Genomic DNA, 22097 nt, shown 5'->3' on the forward strand with positions numbered 1-22097 from the left:
CGGCGGCGCGCCCGCGCGTTCAGGCCGCGCCCAACCGCCAGAGGGACGTGACCTCGGCCGCACGCGCCGCGTGCAGCGCATCGGCCGTGTCCGCGGCCTTGGCATGGCGGGGACGGATATCGTGCCGGCCCAGCACCTTCAGCCCCGCCGCGGCGATCCACTCCAGCAACTGCGCACGCGGGCGCAAGCCCAGGTGCTCGGCCAGATCAGACAGGATCAGCCACCCCTCCCCGCCGGGCTCCAGGTGCTCTGCCAGGCCCGCCAGGAAGCCGCGCAGCATGCTGCTGCCTTCGTCGTACACCGCACGCTCGATGGGCGAACTGGCCCGCGCGGGCACCCAGGGCGGGTTGCACAGCACCAGCGGCGCGCGGCCGGGCGGGAACAGGTCGGCCTGCAACAGCTGCACGGACGCGAGAATGCCCAGGCGCTGCAGGTTGTCGCGTGCGCACTCCAGCGCGCGCGGGTCCTGGTCGGTGGCCACCACCTGCCGCACGCCGCGGCGCACCAGCACCGCAGACAGCACGCCCGTGCCCACGCCGATGTCGAAGGCCAGCGCCGGGTTGCCACCGGGCAGCGGCGCGCTGGCAACCAGGTCCACGTACTCGCCGCGCACGGGCGAAAACACACCGTAGTGCGGGTGGATGCGGTTGTGGGGCGGCGCTCCCAGCGCGGGCACCTCCACGCCTTTCTTGCGCCACTCGTGCGCCCCCACCAGGCCCAGCAGCTCGCGCAACGTGGCCACGCTGCGCTCGCCCGTGGCCGGACCCCATGCCTCCGCGCAGGCCGCGCGCCAGTCCGGCGCCCGGCGCAGGGCGATGCCGTAGTCACCTTCCAGCGGGATGAGCACCGCCGCCAGCACCCGCGCCCGCTGCGCCTGCGCCTGGCGGTGCAGGTGAAAAGCCTCGGCCGGCGTGGCGGATGCCAGCTTGTGGGACGCCTTCGCAGCCGACTTGCGCGGCTTTCTGTCAGCCCGGCGCATGAGCGCCTGCAACAAGTGCCGCGCGTTCTGAAAATCACCCTGCCACAGCAGCCCCGCGCCCTCGCACGCCATGCGGTAGGCCGCGTCAGCGGACAGCGTGTCGTCCACGACTTCGACCCGGCGCGGAACGGGCGTCCCGCTCTCCGAGCGCCACAGCGCTTGCTGGGCTTGGCCTTGGTGGGCCCAGTGGATCATTGGGATACCGTGACGCCCAAAAGACGTGGAGCCGCGAGCTGCCGAGTGCTTGTGAAGCGGGCGCTGACAAAACCAGGGCCGCCGCGCAAGGGCCGCCAAGCCCCGTGGACGGCGCGTCGCTTGCGTGCGCTGGCGGCGTCCCCCTTCCCGTGCGAAGCACGAGAGAAGGTGGAAGCGGCGCAGCCGCTCAGGGGGATGCGCCTCATCCTATGCATTAATCGGCCGCTTCAGCCGCACTTCCTCGATCTTCACGCCGCCGACCACCGCCGTCTTGGCCGTGGACAGCTCGCGCTTGAAGCCTGCGAGTTCATGAAAGCGCAGCGCGCGCTCGTTGCGCAGCGGCACCCAGGCGGTGACGTTGGTGCAACCCTCTTCCTGCAGGCCGTCGCGGGCAGCGTCCCACAGCGCCAAGCCCACGCCCTGGTTCCAATGGGTGGGCGCCGCATAGATGGCCCAGATCTCGCCCGTGGTGGGACGGGACTTCTCATCGCGCGAGCGGTCGTAGCCGACAAAACCGACGATCTTCTCGCCGTCCACCGCCACCTGCACCTGGGGCTCGCAATATTCGATGGCCTCGCGCCAATAGGCCTGGCGCTTCTCGACCGAAGACATGGCTTTCAATTGCTCGTCTGGCACCAGCCCTTTGTAGGCCTCCTGGGCAGAGGCTGTGTGGACCTGGGCGATGGCTTTGGCATCGCGAAGCGTGGCGGGACGAACCTGGATACTGGACATGGAAAAACCGAACGAAAACAGGGAATAAAAAATCGGAAACCCAGCATTGTCGCCGCAAACGGTTTTTCTCCCCCGTGCGCCCCTTCCCCATACCCCTTTTAGCGCCCCTGCCGCGCTGACGGAAGGCTCCCCCTCGCCAGCCTTGCCCAGCCCAGCGGGGCGCCGAAGGTCAGGCCAGGGCCAGCGAGCCGGTGAGCGGCGTGGCCCCCGCCGCTGCGCTGCGGCGCACCAGCGCCCGCTTGTTGCGCGGGCGCGGCACATGCACCGCGGGCGGCGCTCCGTTGATGGCCGAGAGCCCCAGCACCAGCGTCACGGTGCGCGAGCCGTCCTCACGGTCGTCGCTGGCATAGGCCCGGTAGCTGCCGTTGCCCGGGCCGTGGGCACGCTGCACGGTATGAAAGGCCACCCGTGCGCCCGACACCCGGTGGCCTGCAAATGGCAGCACACGCAGGCGTGCGCCCCGGTCCAGCGCCAGGCCCATGTTGCCGGGGCGGTTGATCAGGTCCGTGCGGATGGCCCGCCAGGTCTGGCCTTCGTCGATGGAAAACTGCCAGGTGCCGGCCTGTGCATCCAGCTGCTCGAGCACCAGCCCCGCAAAGGCCAGCATGCCGGGGCAGTTCTCTTCCACGATGCGCGCCAGCGTGTTGCCGCCCAGGCCCGTGCCGCCGTCGCCGGCCCCGTCGCCGCCCTGGCGGCATGGCACTTCGGAAGACGAGGAACCCGGGCGGAGAGCATTGGCAGTCATGGAATACCTTTGAAGAAAGTAACGATGAAGAAGGAAAGGGATGGAGGGAACGGCAGGCGGCGCACCGGCGCCTGCCGCACCTGCTTTTCATTGCTTGACGGAAAGTCTAGAAAGCGCTCTAGCGTGCGTCCATCCCACAAAAAGACTAGGCCGCCCCAGGGTGTTGTGCGCAATACTCGCTGCATGACTGCCCGCCTTCTGCTCGTGGACGACCACAACCTCTTTCGCACCGGACTGCGGCTGATCGTGCAGGACCACCCGAGCGTGGGAGCGATTGATGAGGCGGGCTCCATCGCCGAGGCCTGCGCCTTGAAGCCGGTGGACACCGACCTGGTGCTGCTGGACATCCAGCTGCCCGGCCTGAGCGGCCTGGACGGCTTGCGCCTGCTGCGCCACGCCTGCCCCAAGGCGCGCATCGTGCTGGTGTCTGCCAGCGTGGCGCCCGACGCCGTGCACGAGGCGCGCGTGCGGGGGGCTGATGGCTTTCTGCCCAAATCCGCCAGCGCCGAGGACATCCTGGAGGCCATCAGCCTCGCCCTGTCGGGCCAGCCCTGCTTTCCCGCCCACAGCGGCAACGCCGCGGCCGCGCGTGGCCCCGATGCGCCCAGCCTCACTGCGCGGCAGCTCGATGTGCTGGCCCTGCTGTGCACGGGCAAGCCCAACAAGGTGATCGCGCGCGACCTGGGCCTGAGCGAGAACACGGTGCGCGTGCACGTGGCCGCCATCTTTGCCCAGCTGGGCGTCAACAGCCGCAGCGCAGCCCTGCTGGCAGCCCAGCGCCTGGGGCTGGCCACACCCCAGCTCCATGGCACACCCCACTGACGCCCTGCCGGCCGCGCCGGACATGGCCCCACGGCCCGCCACGCGCTGGGGCTGGCCGGTGTGGGAGCACAACGACGAAGTGCTGCGCGAGCAGGTGGCCCTGCTGCGCCACAACTTCCCCATGACGCTGCTGGCGTCGCTGATCACCGCGCTGGGCACCCTGTGGGTCATGGCCCGGGTGGCCGAGTTCCAGGCCGTCACCGTCTGGCTGGCTTCGCATGCCGTGGTGGTGGCGTGCGTCTACCTGACGCTGCGCAGCATCGCGCCCGACGCCGGCCCCGCGCGGCAGGCCACGCGCAAGCTCAGTGCCTGCATGGCCGCCATGGGCCTGAGCTGGGGCAGCCTGGGCTTTGTGGTCCTCCACTGGGGCACGCCCGACAGCGTGATTTACGCCATCGGCATCGTCAGCACAGTGTCCTCCGGCGCGCTGGGGCTCGGCGCTCCACTGTACCGGGCCTACGTGATCTACCTTACGTGTGCGGTCGGGGGCGTGATGGCGGCGGTGGCGCTGGCGGGCGGGCCCGTGCTGTGGCCTGCGCTGTTCATGACCAGCGTGTACTACGCCCTCACCTGCATGCAGGCCCGCACCGCCGACCGCGCCACCCGGCGCAGCATCGCCATCAAGCTGGAGAACGACCGGCTCGTGAACGAACTGCGGGCCGAATCGCAGCGCGCCCTGGCCGCGCAGGAGGCTGCCGAGCAGGCGGACCGGGACAAGTCCCGCTTCCTGGCCGCCGCCAGCCACGACCTGCGCCAGCCGCTGCACGCGCTGGGGCTGTTTCTGGAATCGCTGCAACGCAGCCCGCTGAACGATCACCAGCGCACGGTGCTCGGACACGCCCACGCGGCCTCGGGCGCGGCCGCCGAGATGCTGACCACGCTGCTGGACTATTCGCGGCTGGAGGCAGGCGTGGTGAAGGTGCGGCCGGACGCCTTCGCCGTGCAGCCCCTCCTGACCGCGCTGGAGCAGGAGTTCGGCGCGCAGGCCGACACGGCCGGCCTGGTGTACCGCACCCGCGAGACCTCGGCCGCCGCGTATGCCGACCGCTCACTGGTGGGGCTGGTCATGCACAACTTCATCTCCAACGCGCTGCGCTACACCACCCACGGGGGCGTGCTGATTGCCTGCCGCACCCGGGGCAAACGGCTGGCCCTGGAAGTGTGGGACACCGGCCAGGGCATCCCGCGCAGCGAGTGGGACAACATCTTCAAGGAGTTCCACCAGCTCGGGAACCCCGAGCGCGACCGGCGCAAGGGCCTGGGCCTGGGGCTGGCCATCGTGCAGCGCCTGGCGCGCGAGATGCACACCTCCGTGCAGGTGCTGTCGCAGCCCGGCCGCGGCTCGGTCTTCCGGCTCTGGCTGGACCGCTGGCAAGGCGCGCTGGAGGACGACGCGGCGCCCGCGCCCGATGCACGCGGCCTTGTCGGCCTGAAGGTGCTGGCCATCGACGACGACGAAGCGGTGCGCATGGGCATGCGGTCGCTGCTGCACAGCTGGGGCTGCCAGTGCATCACGGCCGAATCGGGCGCCCAGGCGCTGGACTGCCTGGAAGACTTCACGCCCGATCTCATCATCACCGACTTCCGACTGCGGCACGAGGAAACCGGCAAGCAGATCCTGCAGGCCCTGCGCGCCTACCTGGGCGCGCCCGTGCCCGCCATCATCATGACGGGAGACACGTCTCCCCAGCGGTTGCGCGACGCCCAGTCCACCTCGGCCCTGCTGCTGCACAAGCCCGTGTCCACCAGCCAGCTGCACAGTGCCATGGTCCAGCTGCTCCGGCAGCCCCGGGCAGCCGGCGAAGATGCCGCCGCCACGGCTACAACCAGCGGCGCAGCAGCCCCATGACCTGGTCGAACCGCGCCCCGTAGGGCGGGTAGAACAGCGAGCCCAGCGCCCAGCGCGACTGCACCAGCACGGACTTCTGGTGGCAAAAGCGCAGAAAGCCCTGCTCCCCGTGGTAAGCGCCCCAGCCGCTGTCGCCCACACCGCCAAAGGGCAGGTTGTCGTGGGCGATGTGCATGAGCGTGTCGTTCACCGTCACGCCGCCGCTCACGGTGCGGCGCAGCACGTCGCCCTGCACGGCCTCGCTCTGGCCAAACCAGTACAGGGCCAGCGGGCGGGGGCCGCTGTTGATGTGGGCGATCGCATCGTCCAGCCGCTCGTAGGAGATCACAGGCAGGATGGGACCGAAGATCTCCTCCTGCATGAGCTGCATCTGCGAGGTGGCGCCAAACACCAGCGTGGGCACCATCTGGCGGCTGGCCCCATCGCCCAGCGTGCCCACGGTGGCCGGCGCGGGCTTGCCCTCGGTCGGGTCGATGGCGACCACCTCGGCACCCTGCGTCTGGGCCTGCTGCAGCATGGTGCGCAGGCGCCCGTGGTGGCGCGGCGTGATGATGGACGCGTAGTCGGCGTTGCCCTCAATGGTGGGGAACAGCCGCTGCACCGCCGCGCGGTAGGCCTGGGCAAACTCGCCCTCGCGGCCGCGGGGCAGCAGCACGTAATCCGGGGCGATGCAGGTCTGCCCGGCATTGAGCAGCTTGCCATGGGCAATCTTGAGCGCCGCATCCTGCATGTCGCACTGGCCGTCGATGATGCACGGCGACTTGCCCCCCAGCTCCAGCGTGGTGGGCGTGAGGTTCTGCGCCGCCGCCTGCGCCACCTTGCGGCCCACGGCGGTGGAGCCGGTAAACACCAGGTGGTCGAACGGCAGCGAGGCGAACAGGGCCGACAGGTTGGCATCGCCCTGCACCACACTGAACTCATCGGGCGAAAAGAACTGCGCCACCAGCAAGGCCAGCTGGGCCGAGGTGTGGGGCGTGAGCTCGCTGGGCTTGAGCATCACGCGGTTGCCCGCCGCCAGCGCGGTGATGGCCGGGGCCAGGGACAGCTGCACCGGGTAGTTCCACGGCGCGATCACGCCCACCACGCCCAGCGGTTGGCGGTGGATGTAGCCACTGGCCGGCTGCAGAAAAATGGGGGTGCGCACCCGGCGCGGCTTCATCCAGCCTGCCAGGTGCTTGAGCGTGTGCGACAGCAGGGTGCGCAGCACGAAGAAGTCCGCCACTTCGGTCAGGCGCGGCGAGCGCATGCCGAAGTCCGCCTGCACGGCGGCCGCCAGCACCGGACCGTTCTCGTCCAACAGCTTGCGCATGCGCAGCAGCCGCTCACGGCGCACCAGCAGCGGCACCTCCACGTGCTCGCGGCTGGCACGGTGTTGCAGATCAAAAAGGGCGTGGATCTCGGCAGGCGTCATGGAGGGCATCATAGAAGACGCATGCGCCGCGGCCGCACCGGATGGGGGATCGGCCCGCGGTGTTGCGTTCTTTTACCGCACGTCGCGGGCTTCCACGTCGGTCACCTCGGCCGCACCGGGCAGCACGCCGCCGCGGCGCGGCGAGGCCGCCGCCGAGGAGGCGGGGCGCTCTGCCGCCGACGACCAGCGCTGGCTGGTTGCAAACACGGTGCGAAAGCCCGTGCGCGGGTCCACCCGCATCACCCACGGCGCCGCAGGCCGGCCGGTGAGCCGCGCCCAAGCCGCCCGCAGGGCCCACACGGCGCCCAGGACCAGCACGGCCACCAGCAGGCTCAGGAACACCACCAGCCCCATGGCCACCACCAGCACGCGCAGGGCCCAGCGCAATACCGCCGCAACGAAATCGTTCAAACGCTACCTCTCCTTCACTCCATGGCGGGCCGCCACCGCGCCGCGACTCAGGCGTCGGTGGCCGCGGCGCCGGCACTGAACTGGAACACGCCCGGCTCCAGCACCGGGTTCACCGTCACCGAAATCACGCTCTTGGGCGGGAAGCGCCCTTCGAGCAGCAACTTCGACAGCGGGTTCTCGATGCGCTGCTGGATCGCCCGCTTGAGCGGCCGCGCACCGAACACCGGGTCGAACCCCACCTTGGCCAATTCTGCCAAGGCGGCGTCGGACACCTGCAGCTCCAAATCCATCCGCGCCAGGCGGTTTTGCAGCTGCGCCAGCTGGATCTTGGCGATGGCGGCAATGTGCTGCGCGTCCAGGCCGTGGAAGACCACCGTCTCGTCAATGCGGTTCAGGAACTCGGGCCGGAAGTGGTTCTTCAGCTCGCCCCACACCGCGTCCTTCACGTCCTCGTAGTCCTGGCCCACCATGGCCTGGATCAGGTGCGAGCCGATGTTGCTGGTCATCACGATCACCGTGTTCTTGAAGTCCACGGTGCGGCCCTGGCCGTCCGTCAGGCGGCCGTCGTCCAGCACCTGCAGCAGCACGTTGAACACGTCGGGGTGGGCCTTTTCCACCTCGTCGAGCAGCAGCACGCTGTAGGGCTTGCGGCGCACGGCTTCCGTCAGGTAGCCGCCCTCCTCGTAGCCCACGTAGCCGGGCGGCGCACCGATCAGGCGGGCCACGGAGTGCTTCTCCATGAACTCGCTCATGTCGATGCGCACCAGGTGGTCTTCGCTGTCGAACAAAAAGCCCGCCAGCGCCTTGCACAGCTCGGTCTTGCCCACGCCCGTGGGGCCGAGGAACAGGAACGAGCCCGTGGGCCGGTTCGGGTCCGACAGGCCCGAACGCGAGCGGCGGATGGCGTTGGCCACGGCGGCAATGGCCTCGTCCTGGCCCACCACGCGCTCGTGCAGCTTGGCTTCCATCTGCAGCAACTTGTCCTTTTCGCCCTGCATCATCTTGGCCACGGGAATGCCCGTGGCGCGGCTCACCACTTCGGCGATTTCTTCCGCGCCCACCTGCGTGCGCAGCAGCCGGTTGGGGGTGGACGCGCCGTCCTTGCCCTCTTCCTTGGCCTGCGCCTCCTTCAGCTGGCGCTCCAGCTCGGGCAGCTTGCCGTACTGCAGCTCGGCCACCTTGTTGAAGTCGCCCTTGCGCTTGAGTTCCTCGATCTGCAGCTTGACCTTCTCAACCTGCTCGCGCACCTGCTGGCTGCCCTGGGCCTGGGCCTTCTCGGCGGTCCAGATGTCTTCCAGGTCGGCAATCTCTTTCTGCAGGCGGACGATTTCGTCCTCGATCAGGCCCAGCCGCTTTTGCGAGGCCTCGTCCTTTTCCTTCTTCACGGCCTCACGCTCGATCTGCAGCTGGATCAGGCGGCGGTCGAGCTTGTCGATGGCCTCGGGCTTGGAGTCGATCTCGATCTTGATCTTGGCCGCGGCCTCGTCGATCAGGTCGATGGCCTTGTCGGGTAGGAAGCGGTCGGTGATGTAGCGGTTACTCAGCTCGGCCGCGGCCACGATGGCCGGGTCGGTGATGTCCACGCCGTGGTGCAGCTCATAGCGCTCTTGCAGGCCGCGCAGGATGGCGATGGTCGCCTCCACACTGGGCTCGCCCACCAGGATCTTCTGGAAGCGCCGCTCCAGCGCAGCATCCTTCTCGATGTACTTGCGGTATTCGTCGAGCGTGGTCGCGCCCACGCAGTGCAGTTCGCCGCGCGCAAGCGCCGGCTTGAGCATGTTGCCGGCGTCCATGGCGCCCTCGGCCTTGCCGGCGCCCACCATGGTGTGCAGCTCGTCGATGAAGACGATGGTCTGGCCCTCGTCCTTGGCCAGCTCGTTGAGCACAGCTTTCAGCCGCTCTTCAAACTCGCCGCGGTACTTGGCGCCGGCCAGCAACGCAGCCATGTCGAGCGAGAGCACGCGCTTGTTCTTGAGCGACTCGGGCACCTCGCCCGCCACGATGCGCTGGGCCAGGCCCTCGACGATGGCGGTCTTGCCCACGCCGGGCTCGCCGATGAGCACGGGGTTGTTCTTGCTGCGGCGCTGCAGCACCTGGATGGCGCGGCGGATCTCGTCGTCGCGGCCGATCACCGGGTCCAGCTTGCCGGCACGGGCGCGCTCGGTCAGGTCCAGGCAGTATTTCTGCAGTGCACCGCGCTGGCCCTCGGCCTCGGCGCTGTCCACCTTCTGGCCGCCGCGCACGGCGTTGATGGCGGCTTCCAGGCTCTTGCGGGTGAGGCCGTTGTCCTTGGCGATCTGGGCGGCGTCGCCCTTGCTGTCGGTCAGCGCCAGCAGGAAGAGCTCGCTGGCAATGAACTGGTCGCCGCGCTTCAGCGCTTCCTTCTCGGTGCCCTGTAGCACGCGGCCCAGCTCGGGGCCGCCCTGCACCTGGTCGTGCCCCTGCACTTGCGGCAGGCGCTTGATGGCGGCCTCGGCCGCGCTGATGAGGCCGGGCACGTTGGCGCCCGCGCGCTGCAGCAGCGCCTTGGGGCCGTCGTCCTGCTGAAGCATGGCCAACAGCACGTGCACGGGCTCAATGTAGGCGTTGTCATGGGCCAGGGCCAGGCTCTGGGCGTCGCCCAAGGCTTCCTGGAACTTGGTGGTGAATTTGTCGAGACGCATGGGTCAATGTCCTCCGATTGCGTCTCATGTGAGGAGGGGCCGGCGGTTTTCAAGCGGTGCCAGATCAACTTATCCACAGACACCCAGGCCGGCCAGCCGGGCAAATTGCTATGATTTTGCTAGCTGCCAGCGCTTGAAGGACAAGCGCTAGAGGCCATTTTTAACAAAATCCAGGAGCCGCCCTCAGGCGTTGCTGGCCACGATGCCCCAGCGGGCCAGCGCCGCGTCGTCGCTCACGCGGGCATCCACCCAGCGGGCGCCCCGGGCGGTCTGCTCTTTCTTCCAGAACGGCGCCTGGGTCTTGAGGTAGTCCATCAAGAACTCGCAGGCCTGGAAGCTCTGCCCGCGGTGCGCGCTGGTCACGGCCACCAGCACGATCTGGTCGAGCGGCTGCAGCAGCCCCACGCGGTGGATCACGCGCGCGCCAAAGATGTCGAAGCGGGCGAACGCTTCGTCCACCATCGCCTCGATGGATTTTTCGGTCATGCCGGGGTAGTGCTCCAGCTCCATGGACGAGACGGCATCGCCCTCGTTACGGTCGCGGACCGTGCCGACAAAGCTGCACACGGCGCCCACGCCCTTGTTCTCGCGGCGCAGGGCGGCGACTTCGGCGGACAGGTCGAAGTCTTCGGTCTGGATGGAAACGCGGGGCAAGGTCATGGCAGGAGTTAAGGCAAGCTCGGCAGGAATCGGTCAGGATCAGGGCGCACGGTGCAGGCGCGGTGCGGCCAGCAGGGCGCGCTCTTCTTCCACCACCTTGTTCAGCTGCACCAGCGCCGGCGTGGACGGCAGCTGGGCCAGCAGCGTCTGCAGGCGGGTGATGTCCGCCACCGTGGGCGCCACCTTGATCTGCGCCACGGCCGCCGGGATGTTGCCGCCCCGCACCAGCGCCAGCACCTTGGCCGGCCATTCACTCTTGCTTTTGATGTTGCTGCTGCGCGCCATAGAACGATAGAAGCGGAAAGACGGGAAAACGGAAAACGAGGGGAGGGCTTTGTCTGTACGATGCGGTCCCATCCGGCAGCACTGTACCCGCTTCGTACCGCGCGGCGCCCCTTTTCTCGACACCCGCCCATGGCCACCCAGACGATCCAAACCGCGCTGTACAAGCTCTACCCCTCGCCGCGCAACGCCACCAAGAACGTGTTTGCGCACCAGGTGTTCGTGCCCTACCCCTACGCCATCATCGACCTCGACGCGATGGATCTGGCGGGCCAGACCACGCTGTTTGCCGCCTGCCGGCTGGCCGACATGAAGATGGGCCAGGTGGTGACGTTCGAGTTGCCGGCGGACCTGGCGCGCTTTGAGCGCCTGTTCACGCCCGACTGAGCCGCCCCGCCGCACCGGTCCATGGATTTCCAGGAGTCCTTTCACCCGCTGCAATCGCAGGCCCCCGACGCCTACACCGAGGCCGTGGAGGCCTACTGCCACGGCATTTTGCGGCTGCACTGGAACGAGCGGCTCATCAACAAGATCTTCGGCCGCGCGCTGCAGTCGCACGCTGCGGGGCGGCTGGTGGTGCAGCATTTCCAGTGGCAGCGCGAAGGCGCGCCCCGCCCCACGCTGGCCCTGCTGCAGCGCCAGGCGGGCAGCGGCGGGCGCACGCTGGCCACGTTCTTTGCGGTGTTGCGCCTGGCCGGCATGGTCACCGCCGAGCCCGACGCGGCGGACCGCCGCGTGCGCTACCTGGTGCCCGGCCCGCGGCTGCTGGACGGGCTGCGCACGTGGGTAGTGCACCACCTGCAGTGCGCCGAGGCGCTGGGCGTGCTCGCCCACGGCCACGCGGCGCGGCTGCAGGCCGATGCGGACTATTTCGAGTCCTTTCTGTGCCGCGCCGGCACCATCCTGGACCGCCTGGCCGCGCACCGCGGCCAGTTGGGCGGGTGGGACTGGTTTGACCAGCGCGAGGGCGGCGGCCGCGTGGCCATGCTGCTGCTGCGCGAGCACTGCCGCACCGCCGCAGCCGGCCTGGGCGGCGGCCCGGCGCCCCTGTTTCCGCTGCGCGCGCAGGAGCTGGCCGAGCGGCTGGGGTTTTCGCATTCGCATGTGCGCAACCTGGTCAACGACGCCACGGCCGAGGGCCTGCTCACGCAGGACGCGCGGCGCGGGCTGGTGGCGCTGACGCCCCGCTTCGAGGCCGAGCTGCGCCACTGGCTGCACCACCTGCTGGGCTGGTTTGCTGAAGCCGCCCAGGCCGCCGACCGCGGCACACGGCATGCCGCGAGCCACTGACACCTTTCACGGACTCTATGTACGACGACAACCAGATCCACGTGCCGCCTTCCTTCATGGCGGTGTATTCCGACGCCCGCGGCCGGCTCACCGCCAGCGCGAACGAGGTGCGCGCCCGCTACGAGCTGTGCGAAGACCTGGCCGGCCACCTGGTGGAGCAGGCGCAGACGCTGTACCACGTGCAGGCGCCTTCTGAAGCCGAGATCCTGCGGCGCATCCACGCCGGGCTGTGTGCGGCCGAGTCGGGCGTGCCGGTGCCGGAGGCCACGTGGATCACGACCCGCCTGGCGGAGCTGCTGAACTGGCCTTGCCCCGAGCTGGTGGCGCCCGCACCACAGTCCGCAGAAGGCGCCGAGGGCGTTTGAACAACGCCTGGCTATACTGCGCCGCATGCCCACGCACACCCCCATCGCCCTGACCGCCGCACCGGCGGTGGCGTTGCCGTGCGCGGTCATCTCCACCAAAGCCAAAAAACCCCAGCTCATCTGACCGGAGCTGCGTGGTTCCGTCCCGGATGAGCGACGGAACCCTTGGCACAAAACCCTCGATTTTTGATTCCTGGCATTCCGCGCGCGCACCCTGGACGGTTCTTCCTTGCGGTCGAATCTCCCTGGAGTGTTTCGCATGCCTTCTTCGTTCTCCCAGTCCCCCAACGCCGCCGTTGACACTGTCTTCAGCGGGCTCTGGATTCCCCTCGTCACACCGTTCCGTGACGGGGCCGTCGACCACCCGGCCCTGGCCGCCATGACCGCACAGCTCGCGCAGCAAGGCGTCTCGGGCTTTGTGGCCTGCGGCTCGACCGGCGAAGCCGCCGCGCTGGACAAGGCCGAGCAGCTGGCCGTGCTGGAGACGGTGCTCGGCGCCGCCCGGGGGCTGCCGGTGGTGATGGGCCTGTCGGGCTACCACCTGGGGCAAACGGTGGCGTGGGTGCAGACCCTGTCGCGCTACCCGCTGGCTGGCCTGCTGGTGCCCGCGCCGCACTACATCCGCCCGGGGCAGGACGGCCTGCTGCACTGGTTCCGCACGCTGGCCGATGCCAGCCATGTGCCGCTGGTCCTCTACGACATCCCCTACCGCACTGGCGCCACGCTGGCCACCGAGACGCTGCTGGCGCTGGCCGGGCACCCGCACATCCGCGCCATCAAGGACTGCGGGGGCAACCCGGCCAAGACGCAGGCGCTCATTGCCGACGGCCGCCTGGCCGTGCTGGCGGGTGAGGACGCGCAGATGTTCACCACCCTGGCCCTGGGCGGCACGGGCGCCATCGCGGCCAGCGCGCACTGGCAGACGCCGCAGTTCGTGGAGCTGGTGGCGTTGCTGCGCGCGGGCCGGCTGGCCGAGGCGCGCGGTGTATGGCAGGCCGTGCAGCCCTGGGTGGCAATGTGTTTTGCCGAGCCCAACCCGGCCCCGCTGAAGGCTGTGCTGGCGCAGGCGGGCTGGATGCGCAACGAGCTGCGGGCGCCGATGATGCCGGCCTCCGAAGCGCTGCTGCAGCGCCTGCAGGCCTTGCCGGGGATCAGCCGCCCGTAACCGGCGGGAAGAACGCCACCTCGGCGCCGTCGGCCAGGGTGGCGGACTCATCGCTCAGGGTCTGATTCAGCGCCATGCGCACCGCCTTGCCGCGCGCCAGGCTGGTGGCGTGCGCGCCGCCGCGGGCGATGAGTTCGTCGCGCAGCGCGCCCAGCGTGGCGGCGCTGGTGTCCAGTGCCTCGCTGCCCTGGCCGATGGCCTCACGGATGGAGGCAAAGTAGCGGACGGTGATCTTCATGAAATGAGGTCCGAGAAGGCGATGTACTGCACGGTGTCACCCGCCGCGATGGTCTGGCCGACCGGGTTGTCCACCACGCCATCGCCCCAGGCGGCGGACGTGAGCACGCCCGAACTCTGGTTGTTGAACAGCTCCAGCCCGCCCTCAGGGTGGCGGCGCACGCGCAAAAATTCTCGGCGCTTATCGGCCTTGGGCCAATCAAAACGTGCGGTAGCTGCTATTGATTTGGGAGCAACCTCCTGCACGCCTTGCAAGCGCAACAGGAACGGCCGCACCAGCAGCGCAAAGGTGAGGAAGCTGGACACGGGGTTGCCCGGCAGCCCCATGAAGTGCGCATTGCCCACCGTGCCGTAGGCGAAAGGCTTGCCCGGCTTCATGGCGATCTGCCACAGGTCCAGGCGGCCCAGCGACTCCACGGCGGGCTTGATGTGGTCTTCCTCGCCCACGCTCACACCGCCGCTGGTCAGGATCAGGTCGTGGGCACTGCTGGCGTCGCGCAGCGCGGCCACGGTGGCGTCGCGCCGGTCGGGCACGATGCCGAAGTCCGTCACCTCGCAGCCCAGGCGCAGCAGCATGGCGCGCAGGAAGAAGCGATTGCTGTTGTAAATGGCGCCCGGCCGCATCTGCTCGGGCGGCACGTCGCCGGGCATGACCAACTCGTCGCCGGTGGAGAACAGTGCCACGCGCGGGCGGCGCGCCACCGACAGCTGGTGCAGGCCGATGCTGGCGGCCAGGCCCAGCTCGGCGGGCGACAGGCGTGTGCCCGCGGCCAGCACCACCGCGCCGCGGGTGATGTCTTCGCCCGCGCGGCGGATCCATTGGCCCGGCTGGGGCACGGCGTTGAGGCGAACGCTGGCGGGCTCCACGGGCTCGCAGTCTTCCTGCATCAGGATGGCATCGGCGCCCTGCGGCACGGGCGCGCCGGTGAAGATGCGCGCGGCGGTGCCGGCGGCCAGCGGCTCGCCCGCGCTGCCCGCGGCAATGCGCTGCGACACGGGCAGCACCGTGCCCGGCGCGGCCACGTCGGCGCAGCGCACGGCATAGCCGTCCATGGAGCTGTTGTCCTGCGGGGGCACGTGCAGGGCCGACACACAGTCTTGCGCCAGCACGCGGCCGTCGGCATCGAAGGTGGCCACGGTGTCGGTGCCCGCCAGGGGCGCGGCATGGGCCAGCAGCTCGGCCAGGGCGTCGTCCAGGGGCTTGAGGGGTGACTTCTTCATCATCATGCTCATGCCGACGGCAACAGACCGCCGTGCAGCTCCCAGTTGTACTCAAAGCGGTGGGCGTATTCGAGCAGCCAGTCCACCACCTGCGCGGGCTGGTTCAGGTCCAGCAGCGGCAACTGCGTGGGCACGGGCAGCCGGGCCGGCGCGTCGGTGGCCACGGCCACCACGAAATCGTCCTCGGGATAGCGCACGGGCTTGGGTTGCTGCCCGGCCTCGGGTGCGCGCCACACTTCGATCTTGAGCAGATCGCTGTCCTTGAAGCCTTCCACCAGGACCCAGTCCACGCCCTGGTACAGCTCGGCCAGCAGGTGGTGCACGGAAAGCGTGGCGGGGCGCTCGAACTCGCGCACCAGCATCAGGCGCTTGTCCGACGCGGCCACCACTTCAAAAGCCCCGGCCTCCCGGTGGCGATAGGTGTCCTTGCCGGGGTGGTCGATGTCAAAGCTGTGGTGGGCATGCTTGACCACCGACACCCGGAGACCGCGCAGGCGCAGCTCCGGAATCACTTGCTCCACCAGCGTGGTCTTGCCGCTGCCAGAGAACCCGGCGAAGCCTACAACCTTCATCCAATGCTCCTCGTATTGCTACGCTATTTATAGCTGCTTGCGCTTACCAGACAAGCGCCAGGGGCATTTTTAGTTCAAAAACAAACGCCGTGAGCCGTTGCCGGTCAGCCCAGCACGGCGGGCGCACAGTGGCGTTCGATGTAGGCCTTGACCAGCGCCACATCCGCCGGCATCACCTGCACGCGCTTGGGCAGGGCTTCGATGCCTTCAAATTTGGCGGGCCGCTCGGGCGCATGACCCAGGGCTTCCTCGATGGTGGCCGCGAACTTGATGGGCAGCGCCGTCTCCAGCACGATCATGGGCACGTTCGCATCGCGGTGGTGCTCCAGCGCCACCTTCACGCCGTCGGCAGTGTGGGTGTCGATGGTGACGCCATGGCGCTGGTAGTTGTCCCGGATGGTGGCCAGGCGGTCGGCGTGCGTGCTCTTGCCGCTTTCAAAGCCGTACTTGGCGGCCGCGTCGGCAAAGCGCGGGTCTTGGCTCAGGTCGAACTGGCCCGTTTGCGACAGTGCGTCGCCAAACAGTGCCCGGGTCTTGGCGCCGTCGCGGCCCAGCAGGTCGAACACGAAGCGCTCAAAGTTGCTGGCCTTGCTGATGTCCATGGACGGGCTCGACGTTTCGTGCGTGTCGCTACTCCCGCGCACGCGGTACACGCCGGTGCGGAAGAACTCGTCGAGCACGTCGTTCTCATTCGTCGCCACCACCAGCTTGGCAATGGGCAGGCCCATCATGCGGGCCACATGGCCGGCGCAGACGTTGCCGAAGTTGCCCGAGGGCACGGTGAAGCTGACCTTCTGATCATTCGTCTCGGTGGCCTGGATGTAGCCCGCGAAGTAGTACACCACCTGCGCCAGCAGGCGCGCCCAGTTGATGGAGTTGACGGTGCCGATCTTGTACTTGCGCTTGAACTCCAGGTCGTTGCTCACCGCCTTCACGATGTCCTGGCAGTCATCGAACACGCCTTCGATGGCGATGTTGTGGATGTTCGCGTCCTGCAGGCTGAACATCTGCGCCTGCTGGAAGGGGCTCATGCGGCCGTGCGGGCTGGTCATAAAGACGCGGATGCCCTGCTTGCCGCGCATGGCGTATTCGGCCGCGCTGCCGGTGTCGCCGCTGGTAGCGCCCAGGATGTTCAGCTCCGCGCCACGGCGGCCCAGCTCGTACTCGAACAAGTTGCCCAAGAGCTGCATGGCCATGTCCTTGAAGGCCAGCGTGGGGCCGTTGGACAGGGCTTCGAGCCACAGGCCGTCTTCCAGGTGGCGCAGGGGCACGATCTCGCCGGTGCCGAAGACTTCGGCGGTGTACGTCTTGGCGCACAGGGCCTTGAGGTCGGCCGCCGGGATGTCGTCGATGTACAGCGACAGGATCTGGAAGGCCAGCTCGGCGTAGCCCTGCTCGTGGTACGCCTTGCGGAGCTTCGTCAGCGCGGCGTCGTCCACCTGCGGGTAGTGCTCGGGCAGGTACAGGCCGCCATCGGGCGCCAGGCCTTCGAGCAGGATGTCGCAGAACTGTTTGCGGTCTGCGTGCCCGCGCGTGGAAAGGTAACGCATCAGTTCAGCTCCTCCTTGCGGATGCGCGTGATGGGCGCCAGCACCGTGGGCAGGGCCTGCATCTGCGCGATGACGGAATCCATGGTGCCTTCACGCGTGTCGTGGGTCAGGATGATGAGGTCGGTTTGCGTGGAGCCTTCCCCGCCCACTTCGTCGGCCTCGCGCTGCAGCACGGCGTCAATGCTGACGCCGGCCTCGGCCAGCAGGCCCGTGACCTTGGCCAGCACACCAGCCTGGTCGGCCACGCGCAGGCGCAGGTAGTAGCTGGTGACCACTTCGCTCATGGGCAGCACGGGCAGCTGGCCCATGGCATCGGTCAGCGTGTGGGGTTGGAAGGCCAAGTGCGGCACGCGGTGTTCCGGGTCGGCCGTGTGCAGGCGGGCGATGTCCACCAGGTCGGCAATCACGGCACTGGCGGTGGGCTCGCTGCCCGCGCCCTTGCCGTAGTACAGCGTGGTGCCCACGGCATCGCCCTGCACGACCACGGCGTTCATGGCGCCTTCCACGTTGGCGATCAGACGCTTGGTGGGCACCAGGCTGGGGTGCACGCGCAGCTCGATGCCCTTTTCGGCGCGCTTGGTGATGCCCAGCAGCTTGATGCGGTAGCCCAGCTGTTCGGCGTACCGGATGTCGGCCGCAGACAGCTTGGTGATGCCCTCGACGTAGGCCTTGTCGAACTGCACCGGGATGCCGAAGGCGATGGCGCTCATCAGCGTGGCCTTGTGCGCGGCGTCCACGCCTTCGATGTCGAAGGTGGGGTCGGCCTCGGCGTAGCCCAGGCGCTGCGCCTCCTTGAGCACCACGTCGAAGTCCAGGCCCTTGTCGCGCATCTCGGACAGGATGAAGTTGGTGGTGCCGTTGATGATGCCGGCGATCCACTGGATGCGGTTGGCCGTCAGGCCCTCGCGCAGCGCCTTGATGATGGGGATGCCGCCGGCCACGGCGGCCTCGAACGCCACCATCACACCCTTGGCCGACGCGGCCGCGAAGATCTCGGTGCCGTGCACGGCCAGCAGGGCCTTGTTGGCGGTGACCACGTGCTTGCCCGCGGCAATGGCCTCGAGCACCAGCGCACGGGCCACGCCGTAGCCACCGATCAGCTCGATGACGATGTCGATGTCAGGGTTGGCGATGATGGCGCGGGCGTCGTTGACCACCTGCACGCCCTCCCCCACCACACTCCGGGCCCGCTCCACGTCCAGGTCGGCCACCATGGTGATGGCAATGCCCCGGCCCGCACGGCGGCTGATCTCGTCCTGGTTGCGCCGGAGCACGTTGAACACACCGCTGCCGACGGTGCCAATGCCCAGCAGGCCTACTTGAATGGGTTTCATGGTCATGGATCTATTGCAGTCAAACTCTTGCGAAAACAGGGCGGAGGCCTAGCGGGTGACGTAGACAGGAAGCTGCCACGCCCCGCCTGCGAAGCCACGGCACAGGGAGTCGCCGCTCTCGCGGGCCAGCACGAACCCCTTGCCGTCAAACGACCACTCGCGCACAAACCAGCAGTCGCCGATGCCACGGCCCTTCATGGCCGAACGCACGGTGCCGGTGGCGGGGTCGAAGTCGCCGTCCACGTCGTCCAGCAGCACCGGCTGGTAGGGTGGGCGGTCGTTGGCCAGCCACAGCAGCTGGCTGAAGTTGTAGGCGCCCATGGCGCAGGGCACGGACAGCAGCACCTTGCGCTCCGTCAGCCGGTACACCTGCACCTGGTCCGGGCGGAACGGGTCGTCTCCATTGCACTGGCCTTCCACGCTGGCGCGGTCCAGCGCCGCAATCAGCGGCTTGGCCAGCGCGGCGTCTGCCTTGCGCTGGGCCACCGGCACGGCCGCGTTCACCCGCGGCGCGGGCAGCGGCGGCAGCACCGACGACTCCGCCCGCGTGCCGCGGCGCACCAGCGCGCCGGGCGTGCCGACACGCCCCTGGGCTTCATCCATCTTCAGCAGCACGGCACTGGCGCCAGCCAGCGACAGCACCCACGGGTCCTTGCCGGCCGCCACGGTGGCTTCATCGTTCTTGAGCAGTTCCTGCACCAGGCGCGGCACCTGCTGCGCCGGAATGCGCGGAGTGTCGCCCTGCAGGCCGGGCAGGGACAGGCTGCCCACCTTCAGGTGCAGCGCCGCGGGGCTCGCCTTTTCGGTAGACACCTGCAGTTCGATCTGCACCGGCGTGCCCGGGCCCGCCTCGCGCGTCAGCCGCAGGGAGACGGGCTCGGAATCACCGCTTTCGGACTGGTAGCCCACCGCGCGGCAGGTGCGGGTGTTGTCGCATTGCAGGGCCCAGTCCTTGTGCGCAAAGCTGACCGGCGGCGTACCGCCAGCGTGCACAGCCGCTGCGGCCCACACCACCGAGGCCCATGCAGCCACCCGCGCGGACGCCCGCCACGGCGCGGCACGGTGGGTGGGCCGGTGGGCAGGCAAACGGCAGCGCATGGTGGTGGTCAACAAGGGAATTTGGCGCCCGCGGCGTCAGGCCGCAACCGTCTGCATGCGCTTGCGGTACTGCTCCAGGAACTTGGCCACGCGGCCGATGGCGTCCCGCAGGTCGTCCTCGTGGGGCAGGAACACGATGCGGAAATGGTCGGGCGCGGGCCAGTTGAACCCGGTGCCCTGCACCAGCATGACCTTGGTTTCCTGCAGCAGCTGCAGGAAGAACTGCTGGTCGTCCTGGATGGGATAAACCGCCGGGTCCAGGCGCGGGAACATGTACAGCGCCGCCTGGGGCTTCACGCAGGTGACGCCCGGAATCGCCGTGATGAGCTCATAGGCCAGGTCGCGCTGCTTGCGCAGGCGCCCGCCCTCGCACACCAGCTCGTTGATGCTCTGGTAGCCGCCCAGCGCCGTCTGCACGGCCCACTGGCCCGGCACGTTGGCGCACAGGCGCATGTTCGAGAGCATGTTCAGGCCCTCGATGTAGTCCTTGGCGGCCTTCTTGTCGCCCGACACCACCAGCCAGCCGGCACGGTAGCCGCACGAGCGGTAGCTCTTGGACAGCGAGTTGAAGGTGAGCGTGAGCACGTCTTCGGAAAGCGAACCGATGGCCGTGTGCTTGGCGCCGTCGTACAGCACCTTGTCATACACCTCGTCCGCGAAGATCACCAGACCGTGCTCGCGCGCGATGGCGACGATGCCTTTGAGCAGGTCATCGGAGTACAGCGCGCCCGTGGGGTTGTTGGGGTTGATGACCACGATGCCCTTGGTGCGCGGCGTGATCTTGGCGCGGATGTCGGCCAGGTCCGGCATCCAGCCATTGGCCTCGTCGCACAGGTAGTGCACGGGCGTTCCGCCCGACAGGCTGGTCGCCGCCGTCCACAACGGATAGTCGGGCGAGGGCAGGAGAAGCTCGTCGCCGTTGTCCAGCAGTGCGTTGGTGGCCATCACGATCAGCTCGCTGGCGCCATTGCCCAGGTAGATGTCGTCCAGCGTCACCCCCTTGATGCCCTGCTTCTGGGTCTCGTGCATCACGGCCTTGCGGGCCGCAAAAATGCCCTTGCTGTCCGAATAGCCCGCCGAGTTCGGCAGGTTGCGGATCATGTCCTGCTGGATCTCTTCCGGCGCATCAAAGCCGAACACCGCGAGGTTGCCGATGTTGAGCTTGATGATCTTGTGGCCCTCTTCCTCCATCTGCTTGGCCGCGTCCATGATGGGCCCCCGGATGTCGTAGCAGACGTTGGCGAGCTTGGCGGATTTCTGGACGGTTTTCATGCGCGGACGACAAGGCAGTAGGGTCGGAGGGCGTCGCGGGGCGCGACAGCCCGGGCGAAACCTATAATTTGACCACAGATCAGCCCCGGCACCGGGCCCGGCGCCCCGCAGCCATCCGGCCGCTTTGCGCCTGCACAACCCTTCCCGCCCATGAAATTCCAGCCCGAGCGCTCGACCACGCAAACCATCAGCGGCTATGGCCCCGGCTGGATCGGGATCGACGCCGACAAGGTCACCCACAGCGTGATCGTGGGCGCCAGCGGGCTGCGCGAAGCCTGGCCTTGCGCGCGCTTCGAGGACCTCACGCCCGCGCACTTCGCGCAGCTGGCCGAGCTGGACGCCGAACTCATCATCTTCGGCAGCGGCAACCGCAACCGATTCCCGCCGGCCGCCTGGCTGGCGCCGCTGATGGCGCGGCGCCTGGGGCTGGAGACCATGGACACCGCGGCCGCGTGCCGCACCTTCAACATCCTGGCGGCAGAGGGCCGCAACGTGGTGGCCGCGCTGGTGCTCGAAGCGGCTTGAGCAGCCCGCCCGCCGCCCGCTGCAGCGCAGGCGCACGCCACCGAAAACGCCCCCCGCCCCAGGGAAAGACACACTGTCTTACATTTGGTCGCCTGGGGTTTTCAGAGTAAAATTTACGGTTGCGGTCGGGGGCGCCACCAAGAGCAAGCACACATCCGTCCCCGGCTTTTCAACGACTACATCCTGAGAGATTGAAGTGCTATGGCGATCGTTGTCAACAAACCCCTCCCTGAATTTGAAGCCAACGCGACCGGTGGTATCAAGGTCTCCAACACCTCCCACCTGGGTCAGGTGATGGTGCTGTACTTCTATCCCAAGGACAACACCCCCGGCTGCACCACCGAAGCCATGCAGTTCCGCGACAAGTACAAGGACTTCGTGAAGGCCGGCGCCGCCGTGTTCGGCGTGTCGCGCGACAACATGAAGTCGCACGACGACTTCAAGGAAAAGCTGGAACTGCCGTTCGAGCTGATCGCCGACACCGAGGAAAAAATGTGCCACATGTTCGGCGTGGTCAAGAACAAGATCATGTACGGCAAGAAGGTCAAGGGCATCGAGCGCAGCACCTTCCTGATCGGCCCCGACGGCGTGCTGGTGCAAGAGTGGCGCGGCCTGAAGGTGCCCGGCCACGTGGACGAGGTGCTCAAGGCCGTGAAGTCCATCAAGGCGCTCAAGAAAGCCGCCTGAGCCACGGACGCGGAGCCTGCAGCGCTAAAACC

At 68.4% G+C, this 22097-nt stretch carries 23 protein-coding genes; 8 read left to right on the forward strand and 15 right to left on the reverse strand.

The features are described from left to right. Positions 1 to 19: 19 nt before the first annotated feature. The 3 genes from LWW96_RS09395 to LWW96_RS09405 form a co-directional block, all read right to left on the reverse strand. Positions 20 to 1174, reverse strand: a complete 1155-nt coding sequence (locus LWW96_RS09395) for a class I SAM-dependent methyltransferase (protein ID WP_291486268.1) — start codon at positions 1172 to 1174, stop codon at positions 20 to 22. Between the two features lie 207 nt (positions 1175 to 1381). Further along, entirely contained in the window at positions 1382 to 1906 is a 525-nt protein-coding gene (locus LWW96_RS09400) for a GNAT family N-acetyltransferase (RefSeq protein WP_291486270.1), read from the reverse strand. A gap of 169 nt (positions 1907 to 2075) precedes the next feature. Further along, positions 2076 to 2651, reverse strand: coding sequence for a hypothetical protein (locus LWW96_RS09405; protein ID WP_291486272.1), 576 nt, complete (start codon positions 2649 to 2651; stop codon positions 2076 to 2078). Positions 2652 to 2834: 183 nt separating this feature from the next. Here LWW96_RS09405 and LWW96_RS09410 point away from each other — a divergent pair, with 183 nt between their 5' ends. Together LWW96_RS09410 and LWW96_RS09415 are read left to right on the forward strand one after the other, a co-directional pair. After that, positions 2835 to 3473: a response regulator transcription factor gene (locus LWW96_RS09410; protein WP_291486274.1), complete on the forward strand. Its 639-nt coding sequence runs from the start codon at positions 2835 to 2837 to the stop codon at positions 3471 to 3473. After that, a complete protein-coding gene (locus tag LWW96_RS09415) occupies positions 3457 to 5322 on the forward strand; it encodes a hybrid sensor histidine kinase/response regulator (RefSeq protein WP_291486276.1) in 1866 nt (621 codons plus the stop codon). The genes LWW96_RS09410 and LWW96_RS09415 overlap by 17 nt, the downstream gene beginning before the upstream one ends. Here the strand turns inward: LWW96_RS09415 and LWW96_RS09420 are convergent. From LWW96_RS09420 to LWW96_RS09440, 5 genes are all read right to left on the reverse strand, one after another. After that, positions 5294 to 6733 carry a coniferyl aldehyde dehydrogenase gene (locus LWW96_RS09420; RefSeq protein ID WP_291486278.1) on the reverse strand — a complete coding sequence of 480 codons (1440 nt, stop codon included), beginning with the start codon at positions 6731 to 6733 and terminating at the stop codon, positions 5294 to 5296. The two genes, LWW96_RS09415 and LWW96_RS09420, sit on opposite strands and share 29 nt — an antisense overlap. Before the next feature lie 72 nt (positions 6734 to 6805). After that, positions 6806 to 7144, reverse strand: a complete 339-nt coding sequence (locus LWW96_RS09425) for a hypothetical protein (RefSeq protein WP_291486280.1) — start codon at positions 7142 to 7144, stop codon at positions 6806 to 6808. 47 nt (positions 7145 to 7191) lie between these two features. Next, the gene (gene clpB / locus LWW96_RS09430; RefSeq protein WP_291486282.1) at positions 7192 to 9807 is read right to left on the reverse strand and encodes an ATP-dependent chaperone ClpB; all 2616 of its coding nucleotides are present in this window, start codon (positions 9805 to 9807) and stop codon (positions 7192 to 7194) included. Between the two features lie 183 nt (positions 9808 to 9990). Further along, the gene (locus LWW96_RS09435) at positions 9991 to 10467 is read right to left on the reverse strand and encodes a molybdenum cofactor biosynthesis protein MoaE (protein ID WP_291486284.1); all 477 of its coding nucleotides are present in this window, start codon (positions 10465 to 10467) and stop codon (positions 9991 to 9993) included. Between the two features lie 39 nt (positions 10468 to 10506). Continuing rightward, positions 10507 to 10752: a hypothetical protein gene (locus LWW96_RS09440; RefSeq protein ID WP_291486285.1), complete on the reverse strand. Its 246-nt coding sequence runs from the start codon at positions 10750 to 10752 to the stop codon at positions 10507 to 10509. 129 nt (positions 10753 to 10881) lie between these two features. Here LWW96_RS09440 and LWW96_RS09445 point away from each other — a divergent pair, with 129 nt between their 5' ends. From LWW96_RS09445 to dapA, 4 genes are all read left to right on the forward strand, one after another. Continuing rightward, the gene (locus LWW96_RS09445; protein ID WP_291486286.1) at positions 10882 to 11136 is read left to right on the forward strand and encodes a hypothetical protein; all 255 of its coding nucleotides are present in this window, start codon (positions 10882 to 10884) and stop codon (positions 11134 to 11136) included. Positions 11137 to 11157: 21 nt separating this feature from the next. Then, positions 11158 to 12039 (forward strand): hypothetical protein, encoded by an 882-nt coding sequence (locus tag LWW96_RS09450; protein WP_291486287.1) that lies wholly within the window; start codon positions 11158 to 11160, stop codon positions 12037 to 12039. 17 nt (positions 12040 to 12056) lie between these two features. After that, positions 12057 to 12404: a hypothetical protein gene (locus tag LWW96_RS09455; RefSeq protein WP_291486289.1), complete on the forward strand. Its 348-nt coding sequence runs from the start codon at positions 12057 to 12059 to the stop codon at positions 12402 to 12404. Positions 12405 to 12663: 259 nt separating this feature from the next. Further along, a complete protein-coding gene (gene dapA / locus LWW96_RS09460) occupies positions 12664 to 13569 on the forward strand; it encodes a 4-hydroxy-tetrahydrodipicolinate synthase (protein WP_291486291.1) in 906 nt (301 codons plus the stop codon). Here dapA and moaD read toward each other — a convergent pair. The 7 genes from moaD to LWW96_RS09495 all read right to left on the reverse strand — a co-directional run bounded on the left by moaD (position 13556) and on the right by LWW96_RS09495 (position 20853). Continuing rightward, positions 13556 to 13807 carry a molybdopterin converting factor subunit 1 gene (moaD, locus tag LWW96_RS09465; protein ID WP_291486293.1) on the reverse strand — a complete coding sequence of 84 codons (252 nt, stop codon included), beginning with the start codon at positions 13805 to 13807 and terminating at the stop codon, positions 13556 to 13558. The two genes, dapA and moaD, sit on opposite strands and share 14 nt — an antisense overlap. After that, positions 13804 to 15027 (reverse strand): gephyrin-like molybdotransferase Glp, encoded by a 1224-nt coding sequence (glp, locus tag LWW96_RS09470; protein WP_291486294.1) that lies wholly within the window; start codon positions 15025 to 15027, stop codon positions 13804 to 13806. The genes moaD and glp overlap by 4 nt, the downstream gene beginning before the upstream one ends. Before the next feature lie 8 nt (positions 15028 to 15035). Further along, complete coding sequence (gene mobB, locus LWW96_RS09475) at positions 15036 to 15599, reverse strand: molybdopterin-guanine dinucleotide biosynthesis protein B (protein ID WP_291486296.1); 564 nt, start codon at positions 15597 to 15599, stop codon at positions 15036 to 15038. Between the two features lie 104 nt (positions 15600 to 15703). Further along, positions 15704 to 17149, reverse strand: a complete 1446-nt coding sequence (gene thrC / locus LWW96_RS09480) for a threonine synthase (protein ID WP_291486299.1) — start codon at positions 17147 to 17149, stop codon at positions 15704 to 15706. Then, positions 17149 to 18483, reverse strand: a complete 1335-nt coding sequence (locus LWW96_RS09485; RefSeq protein ID WP_291486336.1) for a homoserine dehydrogenase — start codon at positions 18481 to 18483, stop codon at positions 17149 to 17151. Before LWW96_RS09485 ends, thrC begins: the two co-directional genes overlap by 1 nt. A gap of 48 nt (positions 18484 to 18531) precedes the next feature. Then, positions 18532 to 19581 (reverse strand): DUF1176 domain-containing protein, encoded by a 1050-nt coding sequence (locus LWW96_RS09490; protein ID WP_291486301.1) that lies wholly within the window; start codon positions 19579 to 19581, stop codon positions 18532 to 18534. Between the two features lie 36 nt (positions 19582 to 19617). Then, a complete protein-coding gene (locus tag LWW96_RS09495; protein ID WP_291486303.1) occupies positions 19618 to 20853 on the reverse strand; it encodes a pyridoxal phosphate-dependent aminotransferase in 1236 nt (411 codons plus the stop codon). Positions 20854 to 21003: 150 nt separating this feature from the next. Between LWW96_RS09495 and LWW96_RS09500 the strand changes: the two genes are divergently transcribed. Next, the gene (locus tag LWW96_RS09500; protein WP_291486306.1) at positions 21004 to 21378 is read left to right on the forward strand and encodes an Mth938-like domain-containing protein; all 375 of its coding nucleotides are present in this window, start codon (positions 21004 to 21006) and stop codon (positions 21376 to 21378) included. A 201-nt stretch (positions 21379 to 21579) separates the two neighbouring features. Beyond that, positions 21580 to 22065, forward strand: coding sequence for a peroxiredoxin (locus tag LWW96_RS09505; protein WP_291486308.1), 486 nt, complete (start codon positions 21580 to 21582; stop codon positions 22063 to 22065). Positions 22066 to 22097 lie beyond the last annotated feature (32 nt).

Source organism: Acidovorax sp. (assembly GCF_021287135.1).
Taxonomy (GTDB): domain Bacteria; phylum Pseudomonadota; class Gammaproteobacteria; order Burkholderiales; family Burkholderiaceae_C; genus Acidovorax.